Genomic DNA, 16,086 nt, shown 5'->3' on the forward strand with positions numbered 1-16,086 from the left:
CCCGGTACGCCTCATGCCCCGCTCGCCCCCGCGCGGACCCGGACCGCACCGAGGACGCGGGCGCCCCGCTCGCGCCGGGCACGGCCACCCCGCGACATGGCGCGGCCCCGGCCGTCGGGGCCGGGGCCGTACGCACGGACGGTGCCGGACCCAGCGGGCCCGGCACCGTCCGGCGGGGAATCAGGAGTGCGAGAGCCGGCTCGCGCCGCCCTGGCGCCGTATCCGGCCCCGGGCCCGCTCGGCGGCCCGCTCCTGACGCCGTGCCCGGCGCCGCTCGCGCCGCATGGCCCGCGCGGTGCTGCTCGGCACCGACACCACCCCGTTGCGCTGGTTCCACACCTGACGGGTCACCCAGACGTCCAGGACCGCCCAGGTGGCCACCACCGTGCCGGCGATGCTGCTGATCACCATGGGGAACGCCAGCCAGGCCCCGGCCAGGGTGGACAGGAACGCCACCATCGCCTGGATCAGCGTCACGGCCACGATGAGCACCGCCCGCACCGCCGCCGTACGCACCGGGTCCGGCAGCCGGTGCCGCCGGGCGGGCTCCTCCGTCCACAACGTCCGGGGGGGCGCCGAGCGGCTCGCCCGTCCTTCCCACCACTCCTCGTGGCCCGGCGCCGTACGCCGTTCCGCAGTGCTCCTCGACATGTCACTCCCCACCGCCGGCAGCCCACTCGTCCGGATCCCTGGACCCGGCCCCCTCTGGCTGCCCCTTCCGCGCCGCCTCACGCCGCCGTGGCGCGTGGTGCGGCTCCTGTGACCGGTTCTGCCCCGTCTCCCGTGAGGGAGGACGAACAGGGCGGCCCCGGAATTCCCGACGGTCCGCGGAGCGAAAAGTTCCGGCCAACCGGCGCGGTGGAACGGAGACGCCCGCCCCCGTGGAGAACCCAGGATACCGGGTGGCAATCTCCCCCAATGCCCCGACAACTCCCCACCGGTCGCACCCCGCGCGGAACTTCGTGTTCCGGACGTGTCTTCGAGTTACCCGCGTGTCGGTAGTAGGCTCGCGCCGTTTGTTGACGCATATGTGTACCCCTGATGGGCGGGGGTCGATCAGGGGGAGGCCATGCGCTTTCGCGGGAAGTCGATCCGCCGGAAGATCGTGGCGCTGCTCCTCGTGCCGCTGGTGTCCCTGACCGCGATCTGGGCCTTCGCCACGGTGCTCACCGGACGCGAGGCCGGCCGCCTGTTCAAGGTGTCGACCGTCGTCGAGAAGGTCGGCTATCCGGTCGAGGACACCGTCCGCGTCCTCCAGCAGGAACGCCGCCAGACCCTCGTCCACCTCGCCGACCCGGACGCCTCCGGCAGCCTCACCGACCTGCGCCGCAGCCGCACCGCCACCGACGGCGCCATCGACGACGTCCGCCGCAACGCCGCCGTCCGCGACGTGCGCGACGCGCTGAGCCGCACCGAGGACGACCGGCTGACCGTCCTGCTCGACGCCCTGGACGGCATCGACGCCCTGCGCCGCAGCGTCGAGGACGGCACCGTCGACCGGGGCCAGGCCCTCGACCTCTACAACCGCCTCATCGAACCCTGCTTCGGGCTGCTCGCCAACCTCCACGTAGCCAACGACGTCGAACTGGACAAGCAGTACCGCGCCCTCGTCAACATCTCCCGGGCCCGCGAACTGCTCTCCCGCGAGGACGCCCTGCTCGGCTCCGCCCTGATCACCGGACGCCTCACCCGCTCCGAACTCCGCGACGTCTCCGACCTCGTGGCCCAGCGCACCGTGATGTACGGCACCAACCTGCCGCTGCTGCCCGCCAAGGACCGGGGCCGCTACGAGCGCTTCTGGCGGAACGCTTCCTCGGCGCCCCTGCGCGTCGCGGAGGAGGCCGCCCTCTCCTCCGGCGCCGGCACCCCGCACGGCGTCACCGCCCGGAGCTGGGACACCGCCGCCGGGGACGTGCTGTCCGAACTGGCCGGACTCGACGACGATGCCGCCGACGCCTACCAGGACCGCGTCGAGCCGGTCGCCATGAACGTCATCCTCAAGGCCGTCGTGGCCGGCGCCCTCGGACTCGTCGCCCTGCTCTACTCCCTCGTCCAGTCCGTGCGCATCGGCCGCTCCCTCATCCGGGACCTGCGCAAGCTGCGCCTGGAGGCCCACGAGGCGTCCGGCGTCCGGCTGCCCGGCGTGATGCGGCGCCTGTCGGCGGGCGAGCAGGTCGACGTGGAGACCGAGGTCCCGCGCCTGGAGTACGACCGCAACGAGATGGGCGAGGTCGGCCAGGCGCTGAACACCCTCCAGCGCGCCGCCGTCGAGGCCGCCGTCAAGCAGGCCGAACTGCGCGCCGGGGTCTCCGAGGTCTTCGTCAACCTCGCCCGCCGCAGCCAGGTGCTCCTGCACAAGCAGCTCACCCTGCTCGACACCATGGAGCGCCGCACCGAGGACACCGAGGAACTCGCGGACCTCTTCCGCCTGGACCACCTGACCACCCGGATGCGCCGCCACGCCGAGGGCCTGGTGATCCTCTCCGGCGCGGCCCCCTCGCGGCAGTGGCGCAAGCCCGTCCAGCTCATGGACGTGGTGCGCGCCGCCGTCGCCGAGGTCGAGGACTACGAGCGCATCGAGGTCCGGCGGCTGCCCCGGCTCGCCGTCACCGGGCCCGCCGTCGCCGACCTCACCCACCTCGTCGCCGAACTCCTGGAGAACGCCACCGTGTTCTCCCCGCCCCACACCGCCGTGCAGGTCCTCGGGGAACGCGTCGCCAACGGCTTCACCCTGGAAATCCACGACCGGGGCCTCGGCATGGCGGCCGACGCGCTGCTCGACGCCAACCTGCGGCTCGCCGAGACCCCCGATTTCGAGCTGTCGGACACCGACCGGCTCGGCCTCTTCGTGGTCAGCCGGCTCGCCCAGCGGCAGAACGTCCGCGTCTCCCTCCAGCCCTCCCCGTACGGCGGCACCACCGCGGTCGTCTTCGTCCCCGACGCGCTGCTGACCGACGACGCCCCCGACACCAACGGCCTCGGCTTCCGCCTGGACCGCCCGCGGCTCGGCAAGGACGGGGAGCGCGCCGACGGCCCGCTCCCCGGCATCCCCTCGGGACGCCAGGGCCCGCTGGACGGACCGGTGGAGCTGGAGGCGCCGGTCGATCTGGACGCCCTCGACGACCTCCCGGACGGCCTCGGCGGCGGCGACGGGGACCGGGGCGGTCTGTTCCGCAGGCGCCGCTCCCTGGCCGCCGCCGACGACGACGCGGACGCCCCCGTCCCGCTGCCGCGCCGCCGGACCCCCAAACTGGTCAGCTCGCACGGCCGCCCGGTGCCCGAGCGGGAGCCCCGCGAGGAACCCGGCGAGCCCGGCCGCGCCGACATCACCCGGCCCGACACGGCCCGGCCCGACCGCAGCCGCCCCGGCCCGACCCGGCCGGGCGCCGAAGGTCCGGACCCCGAGGCGCCGCCGTCGCTCCCCTCCCGCCGCCGGGGACCGTCCCCGGTGCGCGCGGAGGACCCCGGCGAGAACCCGCTGCCCCGGCGCGTCCGGCAGGCCAGCCTCGCCCCCCAGCTCAAGCGGACCCCGCGGCGACCCGCCGAGGAGGGCCCCACGGCCGCCGACCGGGACGCCGAGGAGGTGCGCAGCCGGATGGCCGCCCTCCAGCGCGGCTGGCGGCGCGGACGCGAGGAGAACGCCGCCGAAGAGGCGGACGCCGAGGACGGCGGCACCGGCGGGACCACCGGACCACGGGCCCCCGGTGGCCCGGAAGCACCGTCCACGGCACCACACGCACCACAAGGAACGACTAAGGGGGACGGTCGATGACCGCACCGAAGGCGACCGGCCACGCCGGCGCGAAATCCGGTGAGCTGAACTGGCTGCTCGACGAGCTGGTGGACCGCGTCGCCAGCATCCGCAAGGCCGTCATCCTGTCCGGCGACGGACTGGCGACCGGCACGTCCGAGGACCTGACGAGGGAGGACGGCGAGCACCTGGCCGCCGTGGCCTCCGGGTTCCACAGCCTCGCCAAGGGCGTGGGCCGCCACTTCGACGCCGGGAGCGTGCGGCAGACGGTCGTCGAACTCGACGACGCCTTCCTGTTCGTGACCGCCGCGGGCGACGGGAGCTGCCTCGCCGTCCTCTCCGACGCCGACTCCGACGTGGGCCAGGTCGCCTACGAGATGACCCTCCTCGTCAAACGGGTCGGCGCGCATCTGGCCACCTCCCCGCGCACCGACCCGCCCTCGGGCGGGTAGTGGGATGACATGAGTGCAGACGGTCAGGGAAGACACCACTGGTTCGACGACGAGGCAGGCCCCGTCGTCCGTCCGTACGCCATGACCCGGGGCCGCACCACCAGTGCGGCCCAGCACCGCCTCGACCTGATCGCGGTGGTCGTCGCGGAACCCGCCGCGGACAACGCGGAAGCGGATGCCACACTCTCACCGGAACACGTGGACATCGCCGGACTGTGCCGGGAGACGCCGCAGTCGGTCGCCGAACTCGCCGCCGAACTCGACCTCCCCGTCGGGGTCGTGCGGGTCCTGGTCGGCGATCTGGTCGACGCGGAGCTGGTGCACGTGAACCGGCCCGTGCCCCCGGCCGAACTGCCCGACGAGAGCGTCCTGCGCGATGTGATCAACGGTCTGAGGGCGCTGTGAACGACTCAGGGACTCTACGAACAGGAGACGGGATCGCATGAGGTTCGGGCGTTCTCAGCGGGGCAGGCCGCCGGTCGAGCCCGTGACGCTCAAGATCCTGGTGGCGGGCGGCTTCGGCGTGGGCAAGACCACCCTCGTCGGCGCGGTCAGCGAGATCAGGCCGCTGCGCACCGAGGAGCTGCTCACCGAGGTGAGCCGCCCGGTCGACGACCTCAGCGGGGTGGAGCGCAAGCACACCACCACCGTGGCCATGGACTTCGGCCGCATCACGCTCCGCGAGGACCTGGTGCTGTACCTGTTCGGCACGCCCGGCCAGGAGCGGTTCTGGTTCATGTGGGACGAGCTGTCCGAGGGCGCCCTCGGCGCCGTCGTCCTCGCCGACACCCGCCGCCTGGAGGACTGCTTCGCGGCCGTCGACTACTTCGAACGGCGTGCCATCCCGTTCCTCGTGGCCGTCAACTGCTTCGAGGACTCAGCCCGTTACCCCGAGGACATGGTCCGCCAGGCGCTGGACCTCGACCCGGCCGTGCCCCTGGTGCTGTGCGACGCCCGCGACCGGGAGTCGGCCAAGGAGGTCCTCATCGGAGTGGTGGAGCACGCCATGGCCCAGGCGGCGGAGCGGCGCCGGGCCCTCTCCCGCTAGGGCGCGTCCTCCAGCGGGTCCTGCCCGGAGCGGGATCGGGGGGAGAGGGGCCGCTGCCTCGTGGGAGGCGGCGGTCCTGCCGTACCGGGTGGCGGTGCCGCGGTGGTTCCCGAGCCGGTCGGAGCAGCGCTCGACGGTGTCGCGAGGGCGGTGACCCTCCCGGTCGAACCGCGGCGGGGCCCAGCCCGGTGAACGGGGCCGTCCGGGATGGCTCGGACGCCGTGATCACACCAGAGACAGGAAGGACATCCCGACTGCCGGCCGGTCGCGGTGGCGCATGGATGCCGACTCTCCGGAGGCACTGAAGATGATCAGCGTTGTGTTGCGGCTGGCAGTCCGTGACCTGGTGCACGCGGACCTGGCGTCGTGCGGGTGGGCAGGCTCCGACCACCACCTGGCGGGCGTCGCCCGGCAGTTGGAACGTGTCCGGGCCGGCGAGGTCGACTACCTCGCGGTATGCCCCGCGACGGACATCCCCGTGGCGAAGGGCGGTGTCGACTACCGGGTCAGGAAGGGGGCCGGCACTCTGTGGCAGCTGGCGGTCCACCCCGCACTGCAGTCCTGCGGGATCGGCACGTTCCTTGTCGAAGCCGCGGAACTGCGGATCAGGACCCGCGGTCTGCGGCGGGCCGAACTCGGTGTGGAGGAGAGCAACCTCCGGGCGCGTGCGCTGTACGAAAGGCTGGGCTACGTCGCGTACGGCCGTCAGCCGGACTCGTGGGACGAGCGGGCGCCTGACGGGTCGTTGCGCCGCCACGAGACGATGTGCACGTTGATGCGGAAGGAACTCGCATAGGCCCGGTGGCCTTCGCGTGATCCCTCGGCGGACGCGGCATCCCGGGCCGTGGTGCCGTCAGATCCGGGCGCCCTAAGGCAGTTGCCGATGCGTTCTGCGTTCCAGCAGCGTGACCGCGACACCGGGCGCGATCCGGCGCTCGCCGACCGGCAGGAATCCGCGCCGACGATAGAGCGCGACCGCGGGAAGGTTGGCGGTTCCGGTGGAGACGACGGTCAGTTCCGCGGGCTCGATCGAATCCAGGGCGTCGAGCAGTGCCGTTGCGACGCCGCGGCGATGCGCGTCGGGATGGACCACGAGGCGGCAGATGTCCAGAGCACCGTTCTGCGAGCGGGTCCAGGCGACCGCTCCGACAAGCCCCAACCCGTCGCGAACCCCGAGGAAGGACTCGCCGCATGCGCGCAACCGCTCAAGGGACTCGTGCAGGGGAGGGATGCCGTCGAAACCGATGAGCCGGGCTTCGACCGCGTAGGAGGCCCGCTGAAGGTCCCACAGACGACGCAGGGTGCCGGGATCGGACAGGTCGAGCCGGACCGGTTCGGCAAAGGGCCGGTGGGACGGGGTGGCGGCACGGCGTCGGCCGGTCATGCCGTGATCCTCTCACAACGTACGGGGCCGGCCGGGCGTCGCCGGTCCCCGATGAGGCGGCTGCCCGAGCCGCATCCGCGCCGACGGCGTGGCGCTCCAAGGCCTCCACGCCCGTGTGTTGATCCCGACGCCCCTGCCTCCACCGCTTCCGGAGCCCCGCCGCCGTACCGCCCCGCAGGGTGGACGGCCGCCCGACCGGCGCGGAGCCCCCGCCCGGCCCCGCCGCGCGCGGACCCGGCCGCCCCGGCACCCAACGGGCGGTCCCGCCCACCCGGGCACCACGCCCCGCCACTCCGCCCGCGCACCCCGTCCGCAGGACCCCCGGCGGCTCCCGGACCGGAGATCGGATACAGTCCGCCGCGTGTCCGAAACCGAAGACTCCGTTCCCAACTCCGCGCCGAATTCCCACTGTTCGGCCTGCGGCACGCCCTACGGAGAGGGCGACACAGGCAGCCCCCGCACCTGCGCCGGGTGCGGCACCACCGCCTACCGCAACCCGCTGCCCGTCGCGGTGGCGCTCCAGCCCGTGTACGACACCCGGGGCACCGGCCTGGTCGTCATCACCCGGTCCGTGGAGCCCGAGCGCGGGGGAGTGGCCCTGCCCGGCGGCTACGTCGACGAACGGGAGGACTGGCGGCACGCCGTCGTCCGGGAGCTCCGGGAGGAGACCGGCATCGAGGCGGCGGGCCGCGACGTACGGCTCGCCGACGCCATGAGCTCCCCCGAAGGCCATCTGCTCGTCTTCGGGCTCCTCCCGGAACGCCCCGCCGACGCCCTGCCCCCCTCGGCCCCCACCGACGAGACCGAGGGCCGCCACATCCTGCGCGAACCCGCGGAACTCGCCTTCCCCCTGCACACCCTGGCCGTACGGGCCTGGTTCGAGGGCCGCTACTGAGCGGGCCGGTCCGGCGGCGGGCCGCTACCGGGCGGCCGCCCCGTCCGGACCCAGCCCCCGCACCCGCACCGGACGGGACGGCGCGCGGCCGCCGTCCCCGTCCTCCCGCTCCACCACCAGCCGCCGGCCCCGCCAGCGGGCGGCGTAGCGCTCCGGCTCCGCCCCGTCCCGCCCGCCGCCCGCGTCCGGCACCACCAGCCCGCCCCCGGCCAGCCCCGGGGCGGGCGCCCACACCTCCAGCTCCAGCCCGCCGTCCGCCCCGCGCACCGGCACCACCGACCCCGCCCGCGCGAACACCGGGATCCGGTCCGGCGGGGCGTCCACCGCCACCCGCACCGGCCCCTCGTACACCCGCTCCGTCGCCGTGTCGTACCAGCGCCCCCGGGGCAGCCGCACCGACCGCCGCTCCACGCCCGGCTCGCACACCGGCGCCACCAGCAGGCAGTCGCCCAGCGTGAACGCGTCCTCGCAGTCCCGCAGTTCCCGGTCCTCCGGCGCCGACCACCACAGCGGACGCACCCAGGGCGCCCCCGTCCGCCGCGCCCCGTGCGCCAGCGCCACGAAGTACGGCAGCAGCCGCCGCCGCTCGGCGAACACCGTCCGCGCCCCCTCCAGCACCCGTGCGTCGCCCTCCCACGGCTCACCGGCCCCCGGCCCCGCCCCCCGGGTGCGGAACAGCGGCAGATACGCGCCGAGCTGCAGCGACCGCAGATACAGTTCCGGCGACATCCGCCCGCCGGTGCCGCCCGCGTCCGGCCCCGCGTACGGCACCCCGCACAGCCCGAGCCCCAGCACCAGCGCCAGCGACGCCCGCAGCCCCGGCCAGCCCTCGGCGGGCGCCGCCGACCACACCCCGCCGTAGCGCTGCGTTCCCGCCCACCCCGAGCGCGACAGCACGAACGGCCGCTCCTCCGGAGCCAGCCGCCGCAACGCCTCGTACCCGGCCCGCGCCATGCACAGGGCGTAGACGTTGTGCGCCTCCCGGTGGTCCCCGCCCCGCCCCTCCAGCCCGTGCCGGGCCGAGCGCGGCAGCGTCGCCCCGCCGAACGCGGCCGGCGACACCGGCTCGTCACCGTCGTGCCGCACCCCCGCGAAACCCTGCCCCAGCCGCTCCGCGTAGAAGCCGCCCCACCAGGCGCGCACCCCCTCCCGCGTGAAGTCCGGGAACACCACCTCACCGCCGCGCCCCACCCCCCGCACGACCTCCCCGGCGGCGCCCCGCACGAACACGTCCCCGGCCGCCCCGTCGTCGTACACCGCGTGCCCGGGCACCGCCGGCACCCCCGGCACCACGGCCGACACCAGCCGCACCCCGTCCCGCCGCAACTCCTCCGCCAGCGCCGACGGCTTCGGGAACCGCTCCCCGTCGACCGTGAACACCCCGCCCCCGCCCGCGTGCCCGAGGCCCAGATGCACCGCGTCCAGCGCCAGCCCCCGCCCCAGGTGCCCGGCCACGGCCCGCCGCACCTCCGCCTCGCCCCCCGCGCCCCCCAGCGCGTGCTGATGGCCCAGCGCCCACACCGGCGGCAGCGCCGCCGCCCCCGTCAGCGACGCCCAGATCCGCAGCACCCGGGCCGGCGTCCCCACCACCGCCCAGCAGCGCAGCGGACCGCCCGCCATCCGCAGCACGCTCCGCCCCGGCCGGTCGTGCCCCGAACCCGCCCCCTCCTCGCCCTCCCGCAGGGTCACCGTGCCGTCCCACCCGCAGTCGTGGAACACCAGGTGCGTCCCCGCGTCCGCCACCACCAACTGCACCGGCATCGTCACCGACGCCGCCCCGCCCCCGCGGCCCGGCTCCGGATCCGCGTTCCACAGCCGGTACGCGCCGTCCCGCAGCCGGGGCCCCCGGGGCCACCCCCCGAGCCCGAAGAACCGGGCGTCCGCCGCCACCTCCGACCGCTGAGTCCAGCGCGCCGCACCGCCGCCCACCGGCTCCCACCACCGGGGCGGCAGCTCCCGGCGCAGCACCACACCGCCCGGAGTGCGCACCTCGACGGAGCCCCGACGGCACACGGCCACCGTCACCCGCTCGGCCACCACCCGCCAGCCGCCGTCCTTGTCCGGCTCCAGCACCGCCCGGGGATCCGGCTCCGGACACCGGCCCGCCACCGCGTACGACGGCTCCGGCCCGGCCCCGTCCCACCCCCAGAACACCGCCCCGTTCACCGCCACGAAGATCCGCAGCCACGCGCGCCCGAACCGCACCACCCCGCCCCCGGGCCCTGGCTCCGCGCCCCGCACCGCCCCCGGCACCCGGGCCCGCTCCGTGCCCCGGGGCCCCGGAAGCAGCGCGTCGGCGCGCCGTCCGCGCCACGCCGCCCGCGCGGTCCGCCAGCCCAGCGCCGGACCCGCCGAGCCGACCGCCCTCATTGAACGCACCAGGTCACGACCGTTCATGCCGCTCACCCTGCCATCCGCCGCGCCGTTCGCGGGACCCGTTCAACTGCCGTTCATCTGCCACCGGCCCACATCCGGCCGCCGCCAGGTGTGCGGGATGCGCCCTGGTGCTGAAGTCGATCACATGGCATCGTCCCTGTCAGCCGCGTCACGCGCTCACTCCGCCCGTGCGCGGATGGACGCACACGACGCGCACAGTCCGGGAGCCCCCACCATGCCCACCGAGAACCCCCAGCCGCTCTGGCAGCCCGACCCGAGGCGGATCGCCGACGCCCGGATCACCCGGTTCCAGGCCTGGGCGGCCGAACACCACGGCGCCCCCGACGGCGGCGGCTACCCGGCCCTGCACCGCTGGTCCGTCGAGCGGCTGGACGCCTTCTGGGAGGCGCTCACCCAGTGGTTCGACGTGCGGTTCTCCACGCCCCCCACCGCCGTGCTGGGCGACCGCGCCATGCCCGGCGCCCAGTGGTTCCCCGGCGCCACCCTCAACTACGCCGAGCACGCCCTGCGCGCCGCCGCCACCCGCCCGGACGAACCCGCGCTGCTGCACCTCGACGAATCCCACGGCCCGCACCCCGTCACCTGGGCCGAACTGCGCCGCCGGGTCGGCTCCCTCGCCGCCGAGCTGCGGGCCCTCGGCGTCCGCCCCGGCGACCGGGTCAGCGGCTACCTCCCGAACATCCCCGAGGCCGTCGTCGCCCTCCTGGCCGCCGCCGCCGTCGGCGCCGTCTGGACCTCCTGCGCCCCCGACTTCGGCGCCCGCAGCGTCCTCGACCGCTTCCAACAGGTCGAACCCGTCGTCCTGTTCGCCGTCGACGGCTACCACTACGGCGGCAAGCGCCACGAGCGCCACGACACCGTCGCCGAGCTGCGCCGTGAACTGCCCACCCTGCGCGCCGTCGTCCACATCCCGCTCCTCGGCACCCCGGCGCCCGAGGGCACCCTGGAGTGGGCGGCCCTCACCGCGGCCGACACGGAGCCCGACTTCGAGCAGGTCCCCTTCGACCACCCCCTGTGGGTGCTCTACTCCTCCGGCACCACCGGCCTGCCCAAGGCCATCGTCCAGTCCCAGGGCGGCATCCTCGTCGAACACCTCAAGCAACTCGGCCTGCACTGCGACCTCGGGCCCGGCGACCGCTTCTTCTGGTACACCTCGACCGGCTGGATGATGTGGAACTTCCTCGTCTCCGGCCTGCTCACCGGCACCACGATCGTCCTCTACGACGGCAGCCCCGGCCACCCCGACACCGGCGCCCAGTGGCGCATCGCCGAAGCCACCGGCGCTACCCTCTACGGCACCTCCGCCGCCTACGTCATGGCCTGCCGCAAGGCCGGCGTCCACCCGGGCCGCGACCACGACCTCTCCACCGTCCGCTGCGTCGCCACCACCGGCTCCCCGCTGCCGCCCGACGGCTTCCGCTGGCTGCACGACGAGGTGCGCGCCGACCTCTGGATCGCCTCCGTCAGCGGCGGCACCGACGTCTGCTCCTGCTTCGCCGGGGCCGTCCCCACCCTCCCCGTCCACATCGGCGAGCTCCAGGCCCCCGGCCTCGGCACCGACCTCCAGTCCTGGGACCCCGACGGCAACCCCCTCGTCGACGAGGTCGGCGAACTCGTCGTCACCAACCCCATGCCCTCCATGCCGGTCCGCTTCTGGAACGACCCCGACGGCAGCCGCTACCACGACAGCTACTTCGACACCTACCCCGGCGTCTGGCGGCACGGCGACTGGATCACCCTGACGTCCCGCGGCTCCGTCGTCATCCACGGCCGCTCCGACTCCACGCTCAACCGCCAGGGCGTCCGCATGGGCTCGGCCGACATCTACGAGGCCGTCGAGCGGCTGCCCGAGATCCGGGAGTCCCTCGTCATCGGCGTCGAACAGCCCGACGGCGACTACTGGATGCCCCTGTTCGTCCACCTCGCCCCCGGCGCCCGGCTCGACGATGACCTGCTCCGCCGCATCAGGCTCACCATCCGCGAGCAGCTCTCCCCCCGCCACGTCCCCGACGAGGTCATCGAGGTCCCCGGCGTACCGCACACGCTCACCGGCAAGCGCATCGAGGTCCCCGTCAAACGGATCCTCCAGGGCACCCCGCTGGAGAAGGCCGTCAACCCCGGCTCCGTCGACGACCTGGCCCTCCTCCACTTCTACGAGAAGCTCGCCCGCGAACGCGCCTGACCCCTCACCCCTCCGGACCGGCCGCCCGAACCCGCGGCCGGTCCGCCCGCCCCGCTGCCCGGACCCCATTGCCCGGCCCCCGTTGTCAGTGCCCCCGGTTACGGTGAGTGAGCATCGATCGACCGCGCACAGGGGGACACCATGGCGGACACCGACCGGACCACGCGACGCGTCCTGCGCCGCGAGATCGCCGGCACCATCGGACTGCTCACCGACGAGCACGACTTCCGCGCCATGCGGCACTACCGCAGCTTCACCTTCCACGACCACACCGCCTACCTCCGGAACGTCGAGGCCCTCCTCAGGGACCGGGCATCCCGGGGCAGCCACACCAACGTCGCCCTCTTCGACCCGGAGGAGTACGCCTGGTTCTGCTCCACCACCGGACTCGACCCCGACGCCCCCGCCAGCCGGACCCGCTTCACCGCCGAACTGGCCTGCACCGGACCCACCGTCCCCTACGAGGGCCAGCCGCTGGCCGAACTGCTCCCCGCCCTCGTCGGCGAAGCCGTCCGGCGGGCCACCCAGGAGTACGCGGCGACCCTGCTCGACCGCCTCGGCCCCTGCGCCACCTGCGGCGAGGACCTCGGCCGGGCCGCCTTCGTCCGCGCCTCGCACCTGCTCCTGCGCATCCTCGAAACCGCCCCGCCCGGCCGCAAGCACCTCGTCTGCAGCATCCAGGGCGCCCCGGAGAACCTCGTCTCCGTCCTCCACACCGAGGCCGCCGCCGGCCCCCCGCGCCTCGACGAGGCCGAGGTCCTCGAATTCACCAGCGTCCTGGCCCTCGGGCTGGCCACCCACAGCCCCGGCGGCCTCGTCCTCCGCGCCACCACCCCCGGCCGCCCCGACCGCATCCACGGCTGGCGGCTGCGCGGCCCCGGCCTCCAGCCCCTCACCGCCGGCGAGGTCTTCGACGCCTACTGCACCGACGCCGAGTCCGGCGAGCTGATCGCCCCCGAGTCCAACGTCGACTACTGCGCCCCGCCCGACCTCGGCGAGGACCCGGACCCGCCGGGCCACCACCACTGAACGGACGAGGGGCGCCCCACCCGTGGGTGGGGCGCCCCTCGCCAGGACAGCACTCGGCGGCGGAAGACACCGCCGCTCTAACCGCCGGACAGCACCGCCCGGGCCGCCTCCCGCGCGTCTTCGGCGCTGTCCTGCGCCCGCGCCGCCGCCGCGGCCCGCTCGCACTGGGCCAGCGTGTACTTCGCCAGCTCCGCCCGGACATAGGGGAGCGAGGCGGCGCCCATGGACAGCGAGGTGACCCCCAGACCGGCCAGCACACACGCCAGCAGCGGATCCGAGGCCGCCTCGCCGCAGACACCGCAGCTCTTGCCCTCGGCCTTCGCCGCCTCGGCGGACACCGCGACCAGGTCCAGCAGCGCGGGCTGCCACGGGTCCTGGAGCCGGGACACCGCGCCGACCTGGCGGTCCGCGGCGAAGGTGTACTGCGCCAGGTCGTTCGTGCCCAGCGACAGGAACTCGACCTCCTGGAGGATCGAGCGGGCCCGCAGCGCGGCCGACGGGATCTCCACCATGGCACCGAACTTCGCCCTCAGCCCGGCCTCCCGGCAGGCGTCCGCGAACGCCTTGGCGTCGGTGCGGTCGGCCACCATCGGCGCCATGACCTCCAGGTACACCGGCAGCCCCTCGGCGGCCTTCGCCAGCGCCGTGAGCTGGGTGCGCAGCACCTCCGGGTGGTCCAGCAGCGACCGCAGGCCGCGCACGCCCAGCGCCGGGTTCGGCTCGTCGGCCGGGGTGAGGAAGTCCAGCGGCTTGTCGGCGCCCGCGTCCAGGACCCGCACCACCACCCGGCTCTCCGGGAACGCCTCCAGCACCTGCCGGTAGGCGGCGATCTGCTTCTCCTCGGACGGCGCGCTCGCGCTGTCGTCCAGGAACAGGAACTCGGTGCGGAACAGCCCGACGCCCTCCGCCCCGGCCGCCACCGCCGCCGGCACGTCCGCCGGGCCGCCGACGTTCGCCAGCAGCGGCACCTTGTGACCGTCCGAGGTCGCGCCCGGCCCGGTCGCCGCGGACAGCGCCGCCCTGCGCTCGGCGGCCACGGCCTCCAGCCGCGCCCGCTCCTCGTCGCTCGGGTTCACGAGGATCTCGCCGCTGCCGCCGTCGACAGCGATCACGGTGCCCTCGGGCAGCTCACCGGCGCGCGGCAGCGCCACCACGGCCGGCACGCCCAGGGCACGGGCCAGGATGGCGCTGTGACTGGTCGGCCCGCCCTCCTCGGTGACGAAGCCGAGCACCAGGGCCGGGTCCAGCAGCGCCGTGTCGGCGGGCGCCAGGTCCCGCGCGACCAGCACATACGGCTCGTCGCTGTCCGGCACGCCGGGCATCGGCACGCCGAGGAGCCGGGCGACGATGCGGTTGCGCACGTCGTCCAGGTCGGCCACGCGGCCCGCCAGGTACTCCCCGGCGGCGGCCAGCAGGTCCCGGTAGGCGGCGAAGGCGTCGTAGACGGCGCGCTCCGCGGTGCTGCCGGCGGTGACCCGCCGCTCCACGTCGGCCATCAGCTCCGGGTCCTGGGCCATCAGGGCCTGGGCCTCCAGAACCGCCTGGGCCTCGCCGCCCGCCAGGTTCCCGCGCGCCGTCAGATCGGCGGCGACGGCGTCCACGGCCTTGCGGGCCCGCCCCTGCTCGTGCTCCGCGTCCTCGGGAGCGATCCGCTTGGCCGGCGGCTCCAGCACCGCGGTCCCCATGTGCCGTACCTCGCCGATCGCCACACCGTGGCTCACACCGACGCCTCGCAGCGTTGTCTCCATCTCACCCGTCTCCGATAGTGCGGCGGGCCCGGCCGCCGCGGTGGTTGTGGTGCCGGCCGTCGGGGACGGCGTCGGTGTCAGCTCCAGAGGAAGAGGGCCTCGCCGGCCTTGACCTCGCCGTCCTCGCGGAGTTCGGACAGGGCCTCGGCGGTCGCCTCCAGGGCCACGACGGGGCAGATCGGCGACTTGCCGGCGGCCTCGACGGCGGCCGGGTCCCAGCGCACCACGCTCTGGCCGCGGGCGACGGTGTCGCCCTTGCCCACCAGCAGCTCGAAACCCTCGCCGTTGAGCTGGACGGTGTCGATGCCGAGGTGGGTCAGCACCCCGTGGCCGCTCTCGTCGACGACGACGAAGGCGTGGGGGTGGAGGGAGACGATGACCCCGTCCACGGGTGAGACGGCCTCGGAGGGCTCGCGTACGGGGTCGATGGCGGTACCGGGGCCGACCATGGCCCCGGAGAAGACCGGGTCGGGCACGGCGGCCAGTCCGATGGCGCGTCCGGCGAGCGGGGACGACACGGTGGTCATGGGAAGCCTCCCAGGGGTGGAGATCCTTACGGGCCGTCACTACCTGTCCCGGACGGCACACTGTGCAGCAGGGTATGTCATAGGAACAGACGGTTCCGTATGAATGCTCCCGAATAGAGGTCTAGACCACAGTCCTCATCGATTTGCACCCGTTCCCGAGGTCCGTGTACTGTCGCTAGTCCTGCCTGGGGCTGAGGGGCGCGAGCGAAGCGTCCTGCTCCGACAGGTACCCAACCCGCCAGATCCTAACTCCGGATCGGCTCAGCCATGCCCTGGGGGCGGTGGTCGGAGGCCCCGGAAAAGCCTGGTAGTGTTGGAAACACCGAAGGGAAGCGCCCGGAGGAAAGCCGCGAGAAATGACTTCTCGGGTGAGTACGAAGGAAGCGTCCGTTCCTTGAGAACTCAACAGCGTGCCAAAAGTCAACGCCAGATATGTTGATACCCCGACCTGATCGGATCTCCGACCGGGTTGAGGTTCCTTTGAAACACACAGCGAGGACGCTGTGAACGACCGGACTATTCCTCCGGTTGTTCCGCTCCCGTGAAAAGCATTCACGGAGAGTTTGATCCTGGCTCAGGACGAACGCTGGCGGCGTGCTTAACACATGCAAGTCGAACGATGAACCGCTTTCGGGCGGGGATTAGTGGCGAACGGGTGAGTAACACGTGGGCA

At 74.3% G+C, this 16,086-nt stretch carries 13 protein-coding genes and 1 rRNA gene; 9 read left to right on the plus strand and 5 right to left on the minus strand.

The features are described from left to right. Positions 1-180: 180 nt before the first annotated feature. Positions 181-651, minus strand: coding sequence for a hypothetical protein (locus tag GTY84_RS28060; RefSeq protein ID WP_161229203.1), 471 nt, complete (start codon positions 649-651; stop codon positions 181-183). Between the two features lie 418 nt (positions 652-1,069). Between GTY84_RS28060 and GTY84_RS28065 the strand changes: the two genes are divergently transcribed. The 5 genes from GTY84_RS28065 to GTY84_RS28085 all read left to right on the plus strand — a co-directional run bounded on the left by GTY84_RS28065 (position 1,070) and on the right by GTY84_RS28085 (position 6,047). Further along, on the plus strand, positions 1,070-3,772 hold the full coding sequence (locus tag GTY84_RS28065) for a nitrate- and nitrite sensing domain-containing protein (RefSeq protein WP_161229204.1): 2,703 nt from the start codon (positions 1,070-1,072) through the stop codon (positions 3,770-3,772). Further along, positions 3,769-4,203, plus strand: a complete 435-nt coding sequence (locus GTY84_RS28070) for a roadblock/LC7 domain-containing protein (protein ID WP_161229205.1) — start codon at positions 3,769-3,771, stop codon at positions 4,201-4,203. Before GTY84_RS28065 ends, GTY84_RS28070 begins: the two co-directional genes overlap by 4 nt. 9 nt (positions 4,204-4,212) lie before the next feature. Continuing rightward, positions 4,213-4,608: a DUF742 domain-containing protein gene (locus GTY84_RS28075; RefSeq protein ID WP_161229206.1), complete on the plus strand. Its 396-nt coding sequence runs from the start codon at positions 4,213-4,215 to the stop codon at positions 4,606-4,608. Between the two features lie 37 nt (positions 4,609-4,645). Next, on the plus strand, positions 4,646-5,251 hold the full coding sequence (locus GTY84_RS28080; RefSeq protein ID WP_161229207.1) for an ATP/GTP-binding protein: 606 nt from the start codon (positions 4,646-4,648) through the stop codon (positions 5,249-5,251). 307 nt (positions 5,252-5,558) lie between these two features. Further along, complete coding sequence (locus GTY84_RS28085) at positions 5,559-6,047, plus strand: N-acetyltransferase (protein WP_161229208.1); 489 nt, start codon at positions 5,559-5,561, stop codon at positions 6,045-6,047. Positions 6,048-6,119: 72 nt separating this feature from the next. Here GTY84_RS28085 and GTY84_RS28090 read toward each other — a convergent pair whose 3' ends face one another. Continuing rightward, positions 6,120-6,635: a GNAT family N-acetyltransferase gene (locus GTY84_RS28090; protein WP_161229209.1), complete on the minus strand. Its 516-nt coding sequence runs from the start codon at positions 6,633-6,635 to the stop codon at positions 6,120-6,122. A gap of 361 nt (positions 6,636-6,996) precedes the next feature. Here GTY84_RS28090 and GTY84_RS28095 point away from each other — a divergent pair, with 361 nt between their 5' ends. After that, on the plus strand, positions 6,997-7,530 hold the full coding sequence (locus tag GTY84_RS28095) for an NUDIX domain-containing protein (protein ID WP_161229210.1): 534 nt from the start codon (positions 6,997-6,999) through the stop codon (positions 7,528-7,530). Between the two features lie 24 nt (positions 7,531-7,554). Here GTY84_RS28095 and GTY84_RS28100 read toward each other — a convergent pair whose 3' ends face one another. Next, a complete protein-coding gene (locus GTY84_RS28100; protein WP_161229211.1) occupies positions 7,555-9,927 on the minus strand; it encodes a glycoside hydrolase family 31 protein in 2,373 nt (790 codons plus the stop codon). 214 nt (positions 9,928-10,141) lie between these two features. Between GTY84_RS28100 and GTY84_RS28105 the strand changes: the two genes are divergently transcribed. Next, positions 10,142-12,109 carry an acetoacetate--CoA ligase gene (locus tag GTY84_RS28105; protein WP_161229212.1) on the plus strand — a complete coding sequence of 656 codons (1,968 nt, stop codon included), beginning with the start codon at positions 10,142-10,144 and terminating at the stop codon, positions 12,107-12,109. Between the two features lie 141 nt (positions 12,110-12,250). Continuing rightward, positions 12,251-13,138 (plus strand): hypothetical protein, encoded by an 888-nt coding sequence (locus tag GTY84_RS28110; RefSeq protein WP_161229213.1) that lies wholly within the window; start codon positions 12,251-12,253, stop codon positions 13,136-13,138. Positions 13,139-13,215: 77 nt separating this feature from the next. On the opposite strand, the gene ptsP is transcribed toward GTY84_RS28110, so the two are convergent. Then, positions 13,216-14,886 (minus strand): phosphoenolpyruvate--protein phosphotransferase, encoded by a 1,671-nt coding sequence (gene ptsP / locus GTY84_RS28115; protein ID WP_161229214.1) that lies wholly within the window; start codon positions 14,884-14,886, stop codon positions 13,216-13,218. Positions 14,887-14,963: 77 nt separating this feature from the next. After that, positions 14,964-15,413 carry a PTS glucose transporter subunit IIA gene (locus GTY84_RS28120; RefSeq protein WP_161229215.1) on the minus strand — a complete coding sequence of 150 codons (450 nt, stop codon included), beginning with the start codon at positions 15,411-15,413 and terminating at the stop codon, positions 14,964-14,966. 551 nt (positions 15,414-15,964) lie between these two features. On the opposite strand from GTY84_RS28120, the gene GTY84_RS28125 reads away from it, so the two are divergent. Next, positions 15,965-16,086, plus strand: a 16S ribosomal RNA gene (locus GTY84_RS28125); the annotation flags it as partial.

This window comes from Streptomyces sp. SID8352, from assembly GCF_009862265.1.
In the GTDB taxonomy this organism is placed as follows: Bacteria; Actinomycetota; Actinomycetes; order Streptomycetales; family Streptomycetaceae; genus Streptomyces.